The following is an 11711-nucleotide window of genomic DNA, read 5'->3' on the forward strand; positions in this document are numbered from 1 at the left end:
GAGGCCCGAGTGGCTCACGGCCGCAGGTGCGCACCGCCGTGCCCGCTCACGCCGCAGGTGCGCACCGCCGTGCCGCTCTCGCCTCGGCCGACCTCACCGCCGCTTCGCTGTCGATCCGAAGAGCCCTCAGCCAACACCATCGACGTGTTCCCGATGCAGCGCGACGGGCGCCCCGCGCGCCGGGCGAAGGTCAACGAGTCGACCAGAGGCGTAACGTTCGCGATCACCTTCGACAAAGGGGGCGGGATGCTGGTGGCCGAAGCCGAGAAGTCGAAAGTCAGCACGTACAGGATGCTCGCCGACGGCAGCCTCGAGGTCGCCCCAAATCCCCTGGCCAACGGCCAGAAGACCCTCTGCTGGCTGGAACGCGCGCGCCGGCGCCTCTTCTTCGGGCGGCAACACCGGCAAGTCAACCGTCACCGGGTACCGCACCGACCGGCACGGCCGGCTCGCGCTCACCACGAGGTCGGCATTACCTATCCGTCATGCGCACGCCACACGCAAACGGCCGCCCATTCAGCGCGCTTCCCGTATCCACGACAAAGGCATGGAGGAACAGGGCGATGGGCGGGCGCAGGCCGTGCTCAGTTCTCCTCGCGTGGCCGGACCCGCCTCGCTGGGCGAACGAGGCCTGAGCAGCGTCCAGCCCGGTCTTGTGGATGGTCTCCACCAGCAGCACGCCACTGGCCTGCGAGACCACCGCACCTCTTTCGCCGTGGACGCGGACATGGGGTGCGGCCCGATACGCCTTGTTCACCTGGAGAGTGCTTCTTCCTTGCATCTGACGGGACCTCAAAAAGCCCCATCCCTGCAGGTCAGCACCACTCTCCACTTATTTGACCAAGACCGGGACAAGCCCACCGGTGAACGCGCGAAACCCTTCGCTCCCGGTCAATCGAAATCGGCTCATGCTGACAGCAGGAGAGCGGCGAGCACCAGTACGAGCCCGAGGACCGTCAGGTCCACAACGACCATGACTGCGGGATCGCGCACCCGCAAACGGTTGATGGTCGCGCCGACCATCAACGCAGCCAAACCCGCGCACGCCGCCGCGCCGAGCATCGGTATGGCCAGGCCGACGAGTACTCCCACTCCGCCTGCGGTTTCGAGTGCGCCGACCGCCTGCCACAGGCGCGGCGAGAGGTGGAAGTGGTCACGGATCGCCAGTGACTGCGGAACGCCCAGCACCTTCACCCCTCCGGTCACGACGAAGAGAAGACCGAGTAGCACCGACAGGACGGTTGTCGCACTCACGGACACGCTCCGGTGAAGGGTCAGAGAAAGTAAAGATCTACATGCTATCCCGGCCTCGGTGATCGCCCTCCGGCCGAGTAGGTAGGGCTCCGCCAGGCCTGTCTTGATCTTGATGTCATGCGTGTTCTGGCAGGCAGGTGGTGCGGACGCCGGTCCAGCACCTCAGGATGCGTGCTGGCGTGGGCTGCGCCCGGTGACTGTGTCTGCCCCCGCGCCCCGGTTCAATCCGCCGCTGCGCGGGGTCATGGGTTGATCCTGTCGAGCTTGACGAGCGATCGCTCAGTTCAGCGCAATTTCGCCACCTCTTCAACCACACGGAAACCAACACACTCGTGCTGGAAGAAGACCAGCTCCGCGGCCATGCCGCCGAGGGCGCGCCGGAGGGCGGCAAGGAGGAGCAGGGTCCAGTCGGCGCACGGCCCTGAACGACGAAGTTGCGCGCGAACCGCCCACGGGCACGGGAGTTGGTGGAGATGTACCCGGACACCCACTCGCTCGACTCCCCCCCTCCCTGCCCGTGTTCCGCGGGGTCGAGGTCGGGGTCGGCCTGGGGGATGCCCGCCTCCTCGGCCGCCGCGTCTGAGGCTCCGGCCGCCGGTGGACACGTACGCCCGAGCCAGGTCCGTACGAGCCGGCCCTCCTCGCCCGCGCGGGCCGCGTCGTCGACGTACTGCACGGCGCGCGGGAACCGTCGGCGCAGTGCGGCGAGGTTCTTGAGCCCGTCCCCCGGACGTCTGCCCGTACACGGCGCCCAGCACGGCGAGCCTGGCCTGCGCGCGGTCGCCGGAGAAGGCGCGGTCGGAGACCGACTGGTAGAGGTCGGTGGCGCGGCCCGCGACCTGGCACCAACGCCATCTCAACCCCGCCCGGAAGACCCGCGACCTCGTCCGCCAGCTCCAGGCCCTCGGCCACCAGGTCATCCTCGAACCCACAACGGCATGACCGCCCCCACCCCGACATCCGGTCCGCAAACGGCCCGGATGCTGCCGCCTGCCCTCCCGAAGATCGATTTCCGATCAGCATCAACGGCCTCCGTCCTCGCCCCCGGCGGGACAGGGGGTGTTCCCGCCGGGGGCGGCTCGGGGGCCGGTAAGGCGGTCAGAACGCGGGGATCACGCTCGCGGCCCTGGAGTCGGCGTCACGGGCCTTGTTGATGTTGCTCTGGAGGTTGCCGGTCAGCGGGAAGTTGGCCCGACCCCACTGGGAGTTCCACAGGGCGTTGCGCGGGGCGTCGGCCATCCGCTGCATGGTGACCAGCGCCGGCTCGTCCCAGCCCCCGTTGCCCCAGGCCTCCGGCCTCTCGCCCCACTTGGCGAAGCGGAAGGCGTGCGTGCTCGCGCCGTCCTTGTGGTAGACGATCTCGACGCGGTTGCCGTTCATCGGCACCTCGTTGATGGGGTGGGTGCTGTAACCGCCGTGCCGGGAGGCGGCGAGGAACGCGGGACGCTCCTCGCCCTGCTTCTGGAAGACCACGACGGACTCCCAGTCGTGGCGGTGTCCGAAGGCGTCGGCGCCGTTGAGGGTCTGGTCCTTCTCGAAGTAGAGGGCGTAGACGTACGCGCACCAGCCGTTCTTGCACCATGACTGGGAGTACGTGTTGGCTCTGCCGAGGTGGTTGTCACGGCACTCGCCGGTGATCGACCCGGAGTTGTTGAGGCCACCGTTGAGGTTCCCGTTCGAGTCGACGGCCGCGGCGGGGAAGCAACCGTCCCCGTCGTAGTCGAACAGCGGCATGTACTTCTGCTGGAACGTGTCCGCGTTCCACGGCAGCGGGTTCAGGACGGCCGCGTCGGCGCTGCCGGCCAGGCTGACGGTCAGTGCGACGACGCTGCTCGCGACGAGCGCGGCCTTGCTCAGACGGGACGTTCCTCTGGTGCTGATCGTGACTTCCTGTGACATGCGGGACTTCTCCAGTCGCTCGGTCTGCCGGGATTCCGGCGGGGCGAGATCGAGACTGGACGGCGCGGGATTGATTAGCAGGACCCTCTGATCAGGTAAATCAATGCTTCTCGTCGTTGCGCGGCAGCGTTCTCCCGGCGGCCATCACCCGCTCCTGGCGAATGGTGCGGTGTTCACGTCGCGTTCACGGAACCCCTGGCCGCAACGGAGCGTGCGGAGTACGTCGATGACGTCGTCGGCGTGTACATAGGGGTTGCCGCAGGCCAGGCACAGCGGTCGACAAGGGGTCATGGTCGTGCCGACCACAGTCGATAGAGGGCCGCTTCCGCCTTGCGCGCCCGGTTACGACCTTGGGAACTATTGGCGGCAGCGAGGGGGCGGCTGCTTGAGGGACGACGTGCCAGCTCGCCTCTGGGTGCCCAGGGGCGGGGTGTCAGTGGCTCGTGCAAGGGTGCCCCCATGGAACCTTCGGGAGTGGTTGAGGCATTGTGGGATCGGATCCAGGCGCGCGATTGGTCAGCTGTCGCCGACTTGGTCGCAGAGGACGTCGTGGTCGAGTGGCCGGTCAGCGCGGAGCGCATCGTTGGCAACAAGAACTTCGTCGCGGTGAACAGCGAATACCCGGGGGGCTGGTCGATTCGGGTGCTGCGGATCGTGGCTGACGGCAGCGAGGTGGTCTCCGAAGTTGAGGTGCCGCATGACGAGTTCGGCGTGTTCCGCGTGGCCTCGTTCTGGACCGTCCAGCAGGGACGGATCGTGCGTGGCCGGGAGTACTGGACGAGTGTGGGGGCTGATCCGAGCCCGGAGTGGCGGGCGGCTCTGGTTGAGCCCATGTGAGGCGGTTGCCGCTCGCAGCAACGTTCGCGGCTGAGGACACTGGAGGACGTCTTCGCCTACGCAGAGGCCGAGGACGTCGAGCTTCGGCTCGACGGCGCCGAGACCCAGGTCAGACGCCCGCGGGCGGGCCGACCCGGGCGTCGGGCCTTCGTCTCGGGCAAGCGCCGACAGAACACGATCAAGACCACCGCGTTCAGCGACGGGCAGGGCCGCATGCTGCTGTCCGGGGTGGTCCGGCCTGGCCGGATGCACGACCAGACGGCCCTGCGCACCGAGGGCATCGCTGAACAGCTCCGACTCCACCCCTTGGTGAAGTCCCAGGTAGACGCCGGGTACGCGGGGCTGGCCAAAGAGTTTCCCCGCCAGGTCACCGCCCCGCCCAAGAAGCCGAAGGACGAGGCGTGCGACGGTGACAAGCGGGCCTGGCACGAAGCGCGGCGGCGCCAGTCCTCGGCCCGGATCTGTGTCGAGCACACCAACGCCGAGCTGCGGCAGTGGGCACCCCTGCGGCGCTTTACCGGACGCCGCGAAATCTACGAGGAGACTCACCTGGCGATCACCGGGCTGGTCTCCGACCGCTCCGCACAGCGGCGCACCCGGCGCCGGATGAGTACCGCACTCGTCCTCGTCCGCAACGGCGCCTGCTGATCACACACCAGCCGAACCGCCAGGCCAGCACGCCCCGACCTCAATTTCCCCCGAGGTCGTTAGTGCTCCCCGGTGGGAGGGGAGAGATCTTCGTCCTTCGTCCACGGGCCGACGGGCGGACTCTGCGGGGAACGTCGCCGTGGCCAACGCGGCGACCCCTTGTGAGGAGACCTTGATGCCGTACCTGATTCCGCCCCGCACACCGCTGACGCCCGAACAGGTGAAGCGGGCCTTCGGCTACGTCCTGGCGCCGCAGATGGCTGGCGGCTCCGCCTCCCCGGGCGGGCGGAAGCAGACCCGGAGCTGGCGTTCGTCCTCCTGCGGTTGGCTAAGGAAGTCATCTGGCCCGTCACGGCCGTGGACGGGGACACCGACCCGTGTGCCGACTCCTTCGCGCTGGACGAGGTCGAGTGCGCGCTGCTGTCCGTGCTGCGGGGCTCCCCCACCGCGGCGCCGGGCATCGCGCGCAGGATCATCCGCTCACGGTGAACATCATCCCGGACCCGACCACGAGGACACCGCCGATACCCTGCCGGACGGTGGGGCCAGCGCGGTCGAGGCGCAGCGGTGGGCGCGGGATGCCCCCACTCCCCCGACTTCAGTCGGCGCTGGTCCAGTGCCGCAGGCGGCGGCCTCGGCTGTGCTGTGCTGTGCTGTGCTGTGCTGTGCTGTGCTGTGCGTGAGGCTGCAAGCGCCATCTTGGCGGCTAGATGTTGCGGGTCAGGACGTTGGTGACGGCGCATAGTGGTGGGCAAGACTGGTGGCGAGGTCGCGAAGGTGAGCCCTGACTTCGGTGGGGCCGTGCACAGTGACGGCGCTCCCGAACGGCAGTAGTGCTCGCACGTCCTCCAGATACAGGAAGCGGATTGTCACCTTGCGGCCGGTGGCGGACTCTTCATGGTCGTCCCAGACGAGTCGTAGGCCAAAGATCCGTTGCGCTCGCTCGATCTGGGTCTGGTCGATGGTGGCGCTGACCTCTACCGCGTGGTTGTGTTCCCACTGAGCAATGAGCGCTGCAGCGACGGTGGCCAGGGTCTGGCTCTCGCGGATCCGTCGTGGCTGGTCGACTTCCTTCCACGTCGTGATCCGTTCGAGTCGGTACATCCGTGGCACTCGGGCACAATCGGCGACGAGGTACCAGATGCCGGCCTTGGCCAACAGCCCGTAGGGATCCACGACCTGGTCGCGTGGGCATGACTCGCGTGGGCTGTGGTACTCGATCCGTAGCCGGCGACCTCGCCGCACTGCGCCGATCAGCGAAGCCGGAGTCGTGCCGAAAGCTCGTGCCTGACGCCAGGGACGGCTGTCCACGTGCACTACGTCGGTGAGCGGCAGGAGCTCATGAACTCGACGTGGCTGTGTAGCGGCGATCTTGGAGAGCGCGCGCTGGCTTTCGACCGACGCGTTGAGCTCCGTACGTTGCTTCTCATCCAGCCCGGTGAGCGACAGATGATCACGCTCGCCCGGTGTGAGTCGCGTGAGGTCGAGTCCGGATCCGGGCAGCATGGTCACGCCTCCGAGGCGGCCCCGGTGTGCGGTCACCGGAAGACCGGCGTCGCGGAGCCAGTTCAGATCTCGGGTGATGGTTCGAAGGGACACCCCGAGCGCTGAGGCGAGTTCCTGTGTGGTCACGGCCTCCCTCGATTTGAGGAGCAGCATCAGAGTGAAGAAGCGGTCTGGGGTCACACACCAATTTTTTCAGGAATTGCGACACGATGCGGCGCATATCCCGGTCAGGCTGGTGGATGCGTACCTACCACCTGTGAAAAGGAACAACCATGACCACGTCCGTCGTGTCCATCGTCTACGTGAACGACGCTCCCACCGCAGCTCGTTTCTACGGCGACCTCCTCGGTATGAGCCCCTCGTTCGAGACTCCGGGATACATCACCTTCGACCTCGGGCCAGGCGCTGACCTCGGTCTGTGGTCTGGCCAGTTCGAGCAGTTGTCACCGGACGTCCCGCGCACCAGTGAGGTTTGCCTGGCCATCGACGGTGGACCCGACGAGCTCAACGCGACCTTTGAGCAGTGGAAGTCCAACGGGGTCACGATCCTGCGCGAGCCTCACGATGCGGGGTTCGGGCTGACCTTCCTCGCAGCCGATCCTGACGGGAACCGTATCCGCGTCGCACCGCAGGACTGAAAGGCCGCAATGCGGCAGGCGCGCACGATAGGTGATGCGCCTGCCGTCGTCTGACTTCGAGAGGACGACGGGTGCCCCACGCGAATGCGCCCCTGAGCGTCGAGGGCCGTAGGCGACTCGTGAAGCGGTGCCAGACACGTCCCGTTGCCCACGTCGCCGCTGAGATGGGTATCTCTCGCGCATGCGCCAGCAAGTGGGCAAAAACGCTGGGTTTGATGCGGTGATCTCGGCTGCGGCGAGGCGTGCTTCCTCGCGCGCGACCTGGTCGGGGGTGGTTGAGGAGGGATCGGATCGCCGGGAGGGCCTTGGAGTCGTGCGTGGCCCCGAGGATCCAGATCGCGGACCTGAGAAGTTCGGGTTCCATCGACGGCATGGCAGCCGCCAGCGGTTCGACGAGGTCAAAGGGCAGGCTGTGGTGGTTGAACGCCTCACTGACCGCGTTCAGATTTGACAACAGTGCCTCGACCTGGCTGCCCGCTGCCCATCAGATGGCGGAGCCGGCGGCCCTCAGCTCCCGCACCAGAGCGCGCACGACGGCGGAGCCGGCGAGCTCCGGGGTGGTCACATAGCCGACACGGCGCGTCGGGCGCTCCGGACCGAGATCGGTGATCCCGATCGAGTCCGTTGCTCCGACCAGGGAGAGCGCGGGCATAACCGTCATTCCGTGCCCCCCGCTCACGAGCGAGAGCACTGCTCCGTCGTCCTCGGCCTCGATCGTGGCCCTCGGGATCCAGTCCTGCACGCCCCACCAGGCGCGGGTGTACGAGCCACAGTTCTCGACCCAGTCGACCAGCGGCAGCGAGCGCGGAGCCGGGTGTCCGGCCGGATGCACCAGGGAGTAGCTCTCTTCGAAGAGTCCGCTCGCCACCAGTCCCGCCGGCAGCTGCGCTCCGTCCAAGGTGGCAATGGCGAGATCCGACCGCCCGTCCGCTCGGACTCTCGCCCATGCTGGAGCCGCCGAGCCGGGCGCTCTTCACGCCCGCTCCGATCGATGCCGATCTCGGGCGGTTCGACGGCGAACAGTCGGACGACGGGTGGTTGGGACGTCCACTTCCTCCACTGGATGCCGGTGCAGAGCGCCGAGTGGCGTGGCGTCGTCGCCCTCGGCGCGCTGCACAACCTCCGGGAGGACGGCCGACTGTGAGTGAGTCGGCCGTGCCCTTCCGTGCCGGCCGCGGGCGACGGCGTGCGAGGCATTGACGTTACGTCGGCCGGTCGGGAGAGGTCAGCCGCGGCCGAAGTCCTTGGTTTTGACGAAGCGGCGGTCCGTTTTCGACGGCCCGTCCTTCGTTCCCCGCAGGATCCAGTAACCAGCGTCCTTGCGGGGTTTGTTGAAGCCGAACGTGCCGACGAGCAGCTCGTCGTGGCCGTCGGTGCCGAGGTCGGCGAGGTGCAGGTCCCAGCCGAAGAAGTCGCGGTCTCCGGAGTGCTGCGGGGAGCCGCCGAGACCGATCGTGTACCGGTCGATCTTGACGGTACGGGCCGCGCTGAGCCCGTCCTCGCCGCCGAGTACCACTACCACCTGGCCGATGCGGCGATCGTTGCCCGGGGACTGCGTGGCGATGTCGTCGCGGCCGTCGCCGTTGACATCGCCGACGGCGAGGGCACCGCCGACGTCCAGTTTACCGAGCCCGCTTTCGGTCCTGCCCCGGCCGGGCCCCTTGCCGCTGCCGTAGACGGCAACGGCTTCCCGGTAACCCTGCTGGGCGAGGACGTCGGCGCGGCCGTCGCCGTCGAAATCCCCCGCGGCTACGGGGACGGCGCCGTCGGCCAGGCCGGGAGCCTGGGCCGTGAGGCCGGGTACGGCCCCGGCGGGCTTCAGCCCGTGGGTTGTACCCCGGTAGAACACGGCGTCGATGACGTCTTTGGGCATGTCCTCCTCGAAGCGGACGTCCTCCTCGTCGTATGCGGCCTTGGTCACCAGGTCGTCCCGGCCGTCACCGTCGAAATCACCCACCACCGCGTGGGCCACGGACGCCCAGCCCTCCTGGCCCACGTCGGCTCTCGATGTGCTGCGGGGCACCCCGCCGTCGCGGCTGAGCGGACCGTACAGCACAGCGGCGGGCTGCGGCTCGCGGTCGTACTCACTGCCGGGCTCCGCGAGGGTCAACAGGTCGAGGGCGCCGTCGCCGTCGAAGTCTCCGGCAGCAGTGGCCCGGAAGACGTCGGCCGGCAGCTTGGTGGCGCCCGTGGGGCCGTCCGGGCCACCCCAGACGATGCGCTGCTCAAGCGTGGACTTCCCGCTGGGGTGGCTCAGCAGGTTGCGTACGACGATGTCGGCGTAGCCGTCGTCATCGAGGTCCGCGGTGAACTGAACCGACCGGTCGTACTCGATCGGCGCGCTGGTGACCCGGGGGTCCGGCTTGGCGTAGCGCTCGGCGAGGCGGAAGGCCTCTCCCGGCTTCGGGCCGCCGGGCGCGGCGAGGACGACGAATCGGTTGTTGTGCCAGTCGCCCCCCGACTTCGGCTCCTTGTACCAGCCGTTGACGACCGCGTCGGCGTACCCGTCGCCGTTCACGTCGTCCCGATTGACCTCGCCGTCGTCCCGCTGTGCGGGGGAAGGGGGCAGTGGCGCCGGCTTCCCGCCGTCGCCCGAGCAGCCGGTGACCGGCAGGGCGGTCAGGCAGAGACAGACCGACACGACGAGAACAGGGCAGCGAGGGCGCAGGCGCATGGCGCAAGCCTGCAAGACGCAGCTCACGGGCCCGTAACAGCCGGATCAGGGTCAGATTCCAGTACAGGATCCGGGGAGATGGGACCTGGCGCCCGATCGTCGTTTCGTGCGGGGCAGGCGGGCCGGTCGTAGGGCTGTCGGTCGACCACGGCCGGGGCACGGTGCACCGGCCTGGCTCGGTCCCGGTCAGGATGCCGCGGCCGACTGGCCGGCCCGCCCACCGCGTGCGGCGGGCGTTGTTGTTGAAGGCAGTCGTCCCCGCGATCGGGACGGCTCGTTCGAGCCGGAGATCGTCGAGAAGCGCCAGATGTGGCTGTCCGGCGTGGAGGGGATGGTCGTCTCGCTTGCGTCGAAGGTGCTGACGACCGGCGAGGTCCGGGCCCACAGCGCTGTACGGCCCGCCGACCGGCATGGGCCGGTCGACGGGCCGGAAGCAGCACCGCGTCCGGTGGTTCACACCGTGACGGGCTCGTCGTCGAGGCGGAACCTCGGGTCGCCCGGTACGGACGCGAGGAGTTGGGCGGTGTACGGGTGGTCCGGTTCGGCGAAAGTGGCTCCGGTCGGGCCGAGTTCGACGAGGTCCCCGTGGAGCAGGACCGCGACCGAGTCGCTCACGTGCCGGACGACGGCCAGGTCGTGCGAGATGAACAGCATCGTCAAAGAGAGCCGGCGGCGCAGATCGGCGAGCAGGTTGAGGATCTCGGCCTGGGTCGTCAGGTCGAGGGCCGAGGTTATCTCGTCGGCGATGACGAACCGGGGACCGGGTGCGAGGGCCCGTGCGATCGCCAGCCGCTGCCGTTGGCCGCCGGAGAACTCGTGCGGGTAGCGGTCCATGCTGTCCGGGTCGAGGCTCACCTGGCCGAGGAGCTCGGCGATCCGGGCGCGGGCCGGTCTGACCCTGGCCCGGACCGGATCGAGTGCCTCGGCGAGCGACTGCGCGACGGTGCGCCGCGGGTCGAACGAGGAGTAGGGGTCCTGCGGGATCATCTGGACCGTCGCGGCCCCCGCCCGTCCGCGTGAGGTGCGCAGCGGGGCGCCGTCCACGAGGATCCGGCCGCTCGACGGCCTGTGGACACCGACGAGTGTCCGCGCGAGCGTCGTCTTGCCCGACCCGGACTCTCCGACGAGCGCGAGGGTGCTGCCCCGGGGGATGTCGAACGAGACTCCCTTGAGCACTCTGCGGGCCGCGACGCCGTGGCCGAGCTCGACGGTGAGGTCCTCGACGCGCAGCAGCGCGGTGGCCGCCTGCGGGTCCGGTGTGGTGACGGTGGCGGACATCAGTGGCTCCCTTCCGCGGCCGGGGAGCGGTCCGCGGGTGTATCGGAATGGTCGTCCGACGGTGTCCCGCCCGGCTGTGCCACGTGCGCGCCGGCCGTCCACCGGACCGCGCTGAGGGTTCCACCGGCCTCGACCGCGGCGGGCGTCGCCGCGAGCAGCGCGCGGGTGTACGGGTGGGTGACCGTCCCTCGGCGCAGGTCGCCGCCCGTGGTGCGGTCGACGACCCGGCCGCCGTGGAGCACCAGGACGGTGTCGCAGAGCACGCCGACCACGCCGATGTCGTGCGAGATGAACAGCATCGCCGTCCCGTGCTCGCGGTTGATGCGCCGGAACTGGCGCAGCACCTCCGCCTGGACAGTGACGTCGAGGGCCGTCGTCGGCTCGTCGGCGATGAGCAGCCGTGGGTTCGTCGTCATCGCGGAGGCGATCGAGGCGCGTTGGAGCATGCCGCCGCTCAGCTCGTGCGGATGCTGGCGCAGTCGCCGGTCCGGCTCGGTGACGTGGATGTCGGCCAGGGCGCGGACCATGTCCTGCGCGGCCTGACGCCTGGGTGTCCCCAGATGCACCCTGGCCACCTCGGTGAGCTGGGTGCCGAGCCTCAGCGCGGGGTTGAACGTGCCGATCGGATCCTGGTAGACGATGCCGATGTCGGTCGCGAGGCGGCGCTCCGGCGGTGTCGCGAGCAGGTCGAGGTCGCCGAGAGCAAGGCGCGACGCGTTCGCCTGCACGCCCTCGGGGAGCAGGCCCGCGACCGCCATGGCGATGGTGGACTTGCCCGAGCCCGACTCCCCTACGAGGCCGACGATCTGGCCGGCCCCGATGGTGAACGACACGTCGTCGACGAGTGTCCGTTCACCGGCCCGAACGGTCAGCCCGGCGACGGTCAGCAGGCCGTCCGGCTCCGTGCCGGCCACTGCCACCGCACCGCCCGGCGCCTGAGGCGCCTGCACCGCGCCGTCCTGTGCCGGGGCGCCCGG

General features: G+C 69.1%; 14 protein-coding genes and 4 pseudogenes. 8 read left to right on the top strand and 10 right to left on the bottom strand.

Going from position 1 to position 11711, the window contains the following annotated elements; translation table 11 throughout:
• Positions 1-14 precede the first annotated feature (14 nt).
• From AWZ10_RS45200 to AWZ10_RS45215, 5 genes and pseudogenes are all read right to left on the bottom strand, one after another.
• Positions 15-284, bottom strand: coding sequence for a hypothetical protein (locus AWZ10_RS45200; protein ID WP_159058602.1), 270 nt, complete (start codon positions 282-284; stop codon positions 15-17).
• 188 nt (positions 285-472) lie between these two features.
• Positions 473-757: a hypothetical protein gene (locus AWZ10_RS45205; RefSeq protein ID WP_159058603.1), complete on the bottom strand. Its 285-nt coding sequence runs from the start codon at positions 755-757 to the stop codon at positions 473-475.
• A gap of 149 nt (positions 758-906) precedes the next feature.
• On the bottom strand, positions 907-1260 hold the full coding sequence (locus tag AWZ10_RS45210; RefSeq protein WP_159058604.1) for a DoxX family protein: 354 nt from the start codon (positions 1258-1260) through the stop codon (positions 907-909).
• A gap of 323 nt (positions 1261-1583) precedes the next feature.
• Positions 1584-2096: pseudogene (locus AWZ10_RS54865) on the bottom strand (bifunctional 3'-5' exonuclease/DNA polymerase); the annotation flags it as partial.
• Between the two features lie 256 nt (positions 2097-2352).
• Positions 2353-3153, bottom strand: a complete 801-nt coding sequence (locus tag AWZ10_RS45215; protein WP_060894135.1) for an NPP1 family protein — start codon at positions 3151-3153, stop codon at positions 2353-2355.
• 459 nt (positions 3154-3612) lie between these two features.
• Between AWZ10_RS45215 and AWZ10_RS45220 the strand changes: the two genes are divergently transcribed.
• The 3 genes from AWZ10_RS45220 (at position 3613) to AWZ10_RS52085 (ending at position 5127) form a co-directional block, all read left to right on the top strand.
• Entirely contained in the window at positions 3613-3990 is a 378-nt protein-coding gene (locus tag AWZ10_RS45220; RefSeq protein WP_060894136.1) for a nuclear transport factor 2 family protein, read from the top strand.
• A gap of 39 nt (positions 3991-4029) precedes the next feature.
• On the top strand, positions 4030-4638 hold the full coding sequence (locus tag AWZ10_RS45225) for a transposase family protein (RefSeq protein ID WP_079104714.1): 609 nt from the start codon (positions 4030-4032) through the stop codon (positions 4636-4638).
• 324 nt (positions 4639-4962) lie between these two features.
• Entirely contained in the window at positions 4963-5127 is a 165-nt protein-coding gene (locus AWZ10_RS52085; protein ID WP_159058605.1) for a hypothetical protein, read from the top strand.
• A gap of 231 nt (positions 5128-5358) precedes the next feature.
• Here the strand turns inward: AWZ10_RS52085 and AWZ10_RS45230 are convergent, their stop codons facing one another.
• Positions 5359-6324 (bottom strand): helix-turn-helix transcriptional regulator, encoded by a 966-nt coding sequence (locus tag AWZ10_RS45230; protein ID WP_060894137.1) that lies wholly within the window; start codon positions 6322-6324, stop codon positions 5359-5361.
• Between the two features lie 92 nt (positions 6325-6416).
• Here AWZ10_RS45230 and AWZ10_RS45235 point away from each other — a divergent pair, with 92 nt between their 5' ends.
• From AWZ10_RS45235 to AWZ10_RS52765, 3 genes and pseudogenes are all read left to right on the top strand, one after another.
• Positions 6417-6782 (top strand): VOC family protein, encoded by a 366-nt coding sequence (locus tag AWZ10_RS45235; RefSeq protein WP_060894138.1) that lies wholly within the window; start codon positions 6417-6419, stop codon positions 6780-6782.
• A 71-nt stretch (positions 6783-6853) separates the two neighbouring features.
• Positions 6854-6985, top strand: a pseudogene (locus tag AWZ10_RS49640) (IS481 family transposase); the annotation flags it as partial.
• Positions 6964-7233, top strand: a complete 270-nt coding sequence (locus tag AWZ10_RS52765) for a hypothetical protein (protein WP_162948249.1) — start codon at positions 6964-6966, stop codon at positions 7231-7233. The pseudogene AWZ10_RS49640 and the gene AWZ10_RS52765, both read left to right, overlap by 22 nt.
• A 33-nt stretch (positions 7234-7266) precedes the next feature.
• Here the strand turns inward: AWZ10_RS52765 and AWZ10_RS45240 are convergent.
• A pseudogene (locus AWZ10_RS45240) lies at positions 7267-7713 on the bottom strand (LysR substrate-binding domain-containing protein); the annotation flags it as partial.
• 60 nt (positions 7714-7773) lie between these two features.
• Between AWZ10_RS45240 and AWZ10_RS52090 the strand changes: the two are divergent.
• Positions 7774-7926 (top strand): hypothetical protein, encoded by a 153-nt coding sequence (locus AWZ10_RS52090; RefSeq protein ID WP_159058606.1) that lies wholly within the window; start codon positions 7774-7776, stop codon positions 7924-7926.
• Between the two features lie 81 nt (positions 7927-8007).
• Here AWZ10_RS52090 and AWZ10_RS55405 read toward each other — a convergent pair whose 3' ends face one another.
• Positions 8008-9456 carry an FG-GAP-like repeat-containing protein gene (locus tag AWZ10_RS55405; RefSeq protein WP_107417626.1) on the bottom strand — a complete coding sequence of 483 codons (1449 nt, stop codon included), beginning with the start codon at positions 9454-9456 and terminating at the stop codon, positions 8008-8010.
• A gap of 256 nt (positions 9457-9712) precedes the next feature.
• Between AWZ10_RS55405 and AWZ10_RS54880 the strand changes: the two are divergent.
• Positions 9713-9841 (top strand): annotated as a pseudogene (locus tag AWZ10_RS54880) (transposase); the annotation flags it as partial.
• A gap of 68 nt (positions 9842-9909) precedes the next feature.
• Here AWZ10_RS54880 and AWZ10_RS45250 read toward each other — a convergent pair.
• Positions 9910-10734, bottom strand: a complete 825-nt coding sequence (locus AWZ10_RS45250; protein WP_060894139.1) for an ABC transporter ATP-binding protein — start codon at positions 10732-10734, stop codon at positions 9910-9912.
• Positions 10734-11711 (bottom strand): ABC transporter ATP-binding protein (locus AWZ10_RS45255; RefSeq protein WP_159058607.1); only part of this gene is annotated, 978 nt, incomplete at its 5' end. The genes AWZ10_RS45250 and AWZ10_RS45255, both read right to left, overlap by 1 nt.

Origin of the sequence: Streptomyces europaeiscabiei (genome assembly GCF_001550375.1) — a bacterium.
Lineage (GTDB): Bacteria > Actinomycetota > Actinomycetes > Streptomycetales > Streptomycetaceae > Streptomyces > Streptomyces europaeiscabiei.

Excerpts from the sequence above, each read along its gene's own strand:
- AWZ10_RS45215 (WP_060894135.1), bottom strand. The coding sequence starts at position 3,153 with ATGTCACAGGAAGTCACGATCAGCACCAGAGGAACGTCCCGTCTGAGC.
- AWZ10_RS45220 (WP_060894136.1), top strand. The coding sequence starts at position 3,613 with ATGGAACCTTCGGGAGTGGTTGAGGCATTGTGGGATCGGATCCAGGCG.
- AWZ10_RS45235 (WP_060894138.1), top strand. The coding sequence starts at position 6,417 with ATGACCACGTCCGTCGTGTCCATCGTCTACGTGAACGACGCTCCCACC.
- AWZ10_RS52765 (WP_162948249.1), top strand. The coding sequence starts at position 6,964 with ATGCGCCAGCAAGTGGGCAAAAACGCTGGGTTTGATGCGGTGATCTCG.
- AWZ10_RS52090 (WP_159058606.1), top strand. The coding sequence starts at position 7,774 with ATGCCGATCTCGGGCGGTTCGACGGCGAACAGTCGGACGACGGGTGGT.
- AWZ10_RS55405 (WP_107417626.1), bottom strand. The coding sequence starts at position 9,456 with ATGCGCCTGCGCCCTCGCTGCCCTGTTCTCGTCGTGTCGGTCTGTCTC.
- AWZ10_RS45250 (WP_060894139.1), bottom strand. The coding sequence starts at position 10,734 with ATGTCCGCCACCGTCACCACACCGGACCCGCAGGCGGCCACCGCGCTG.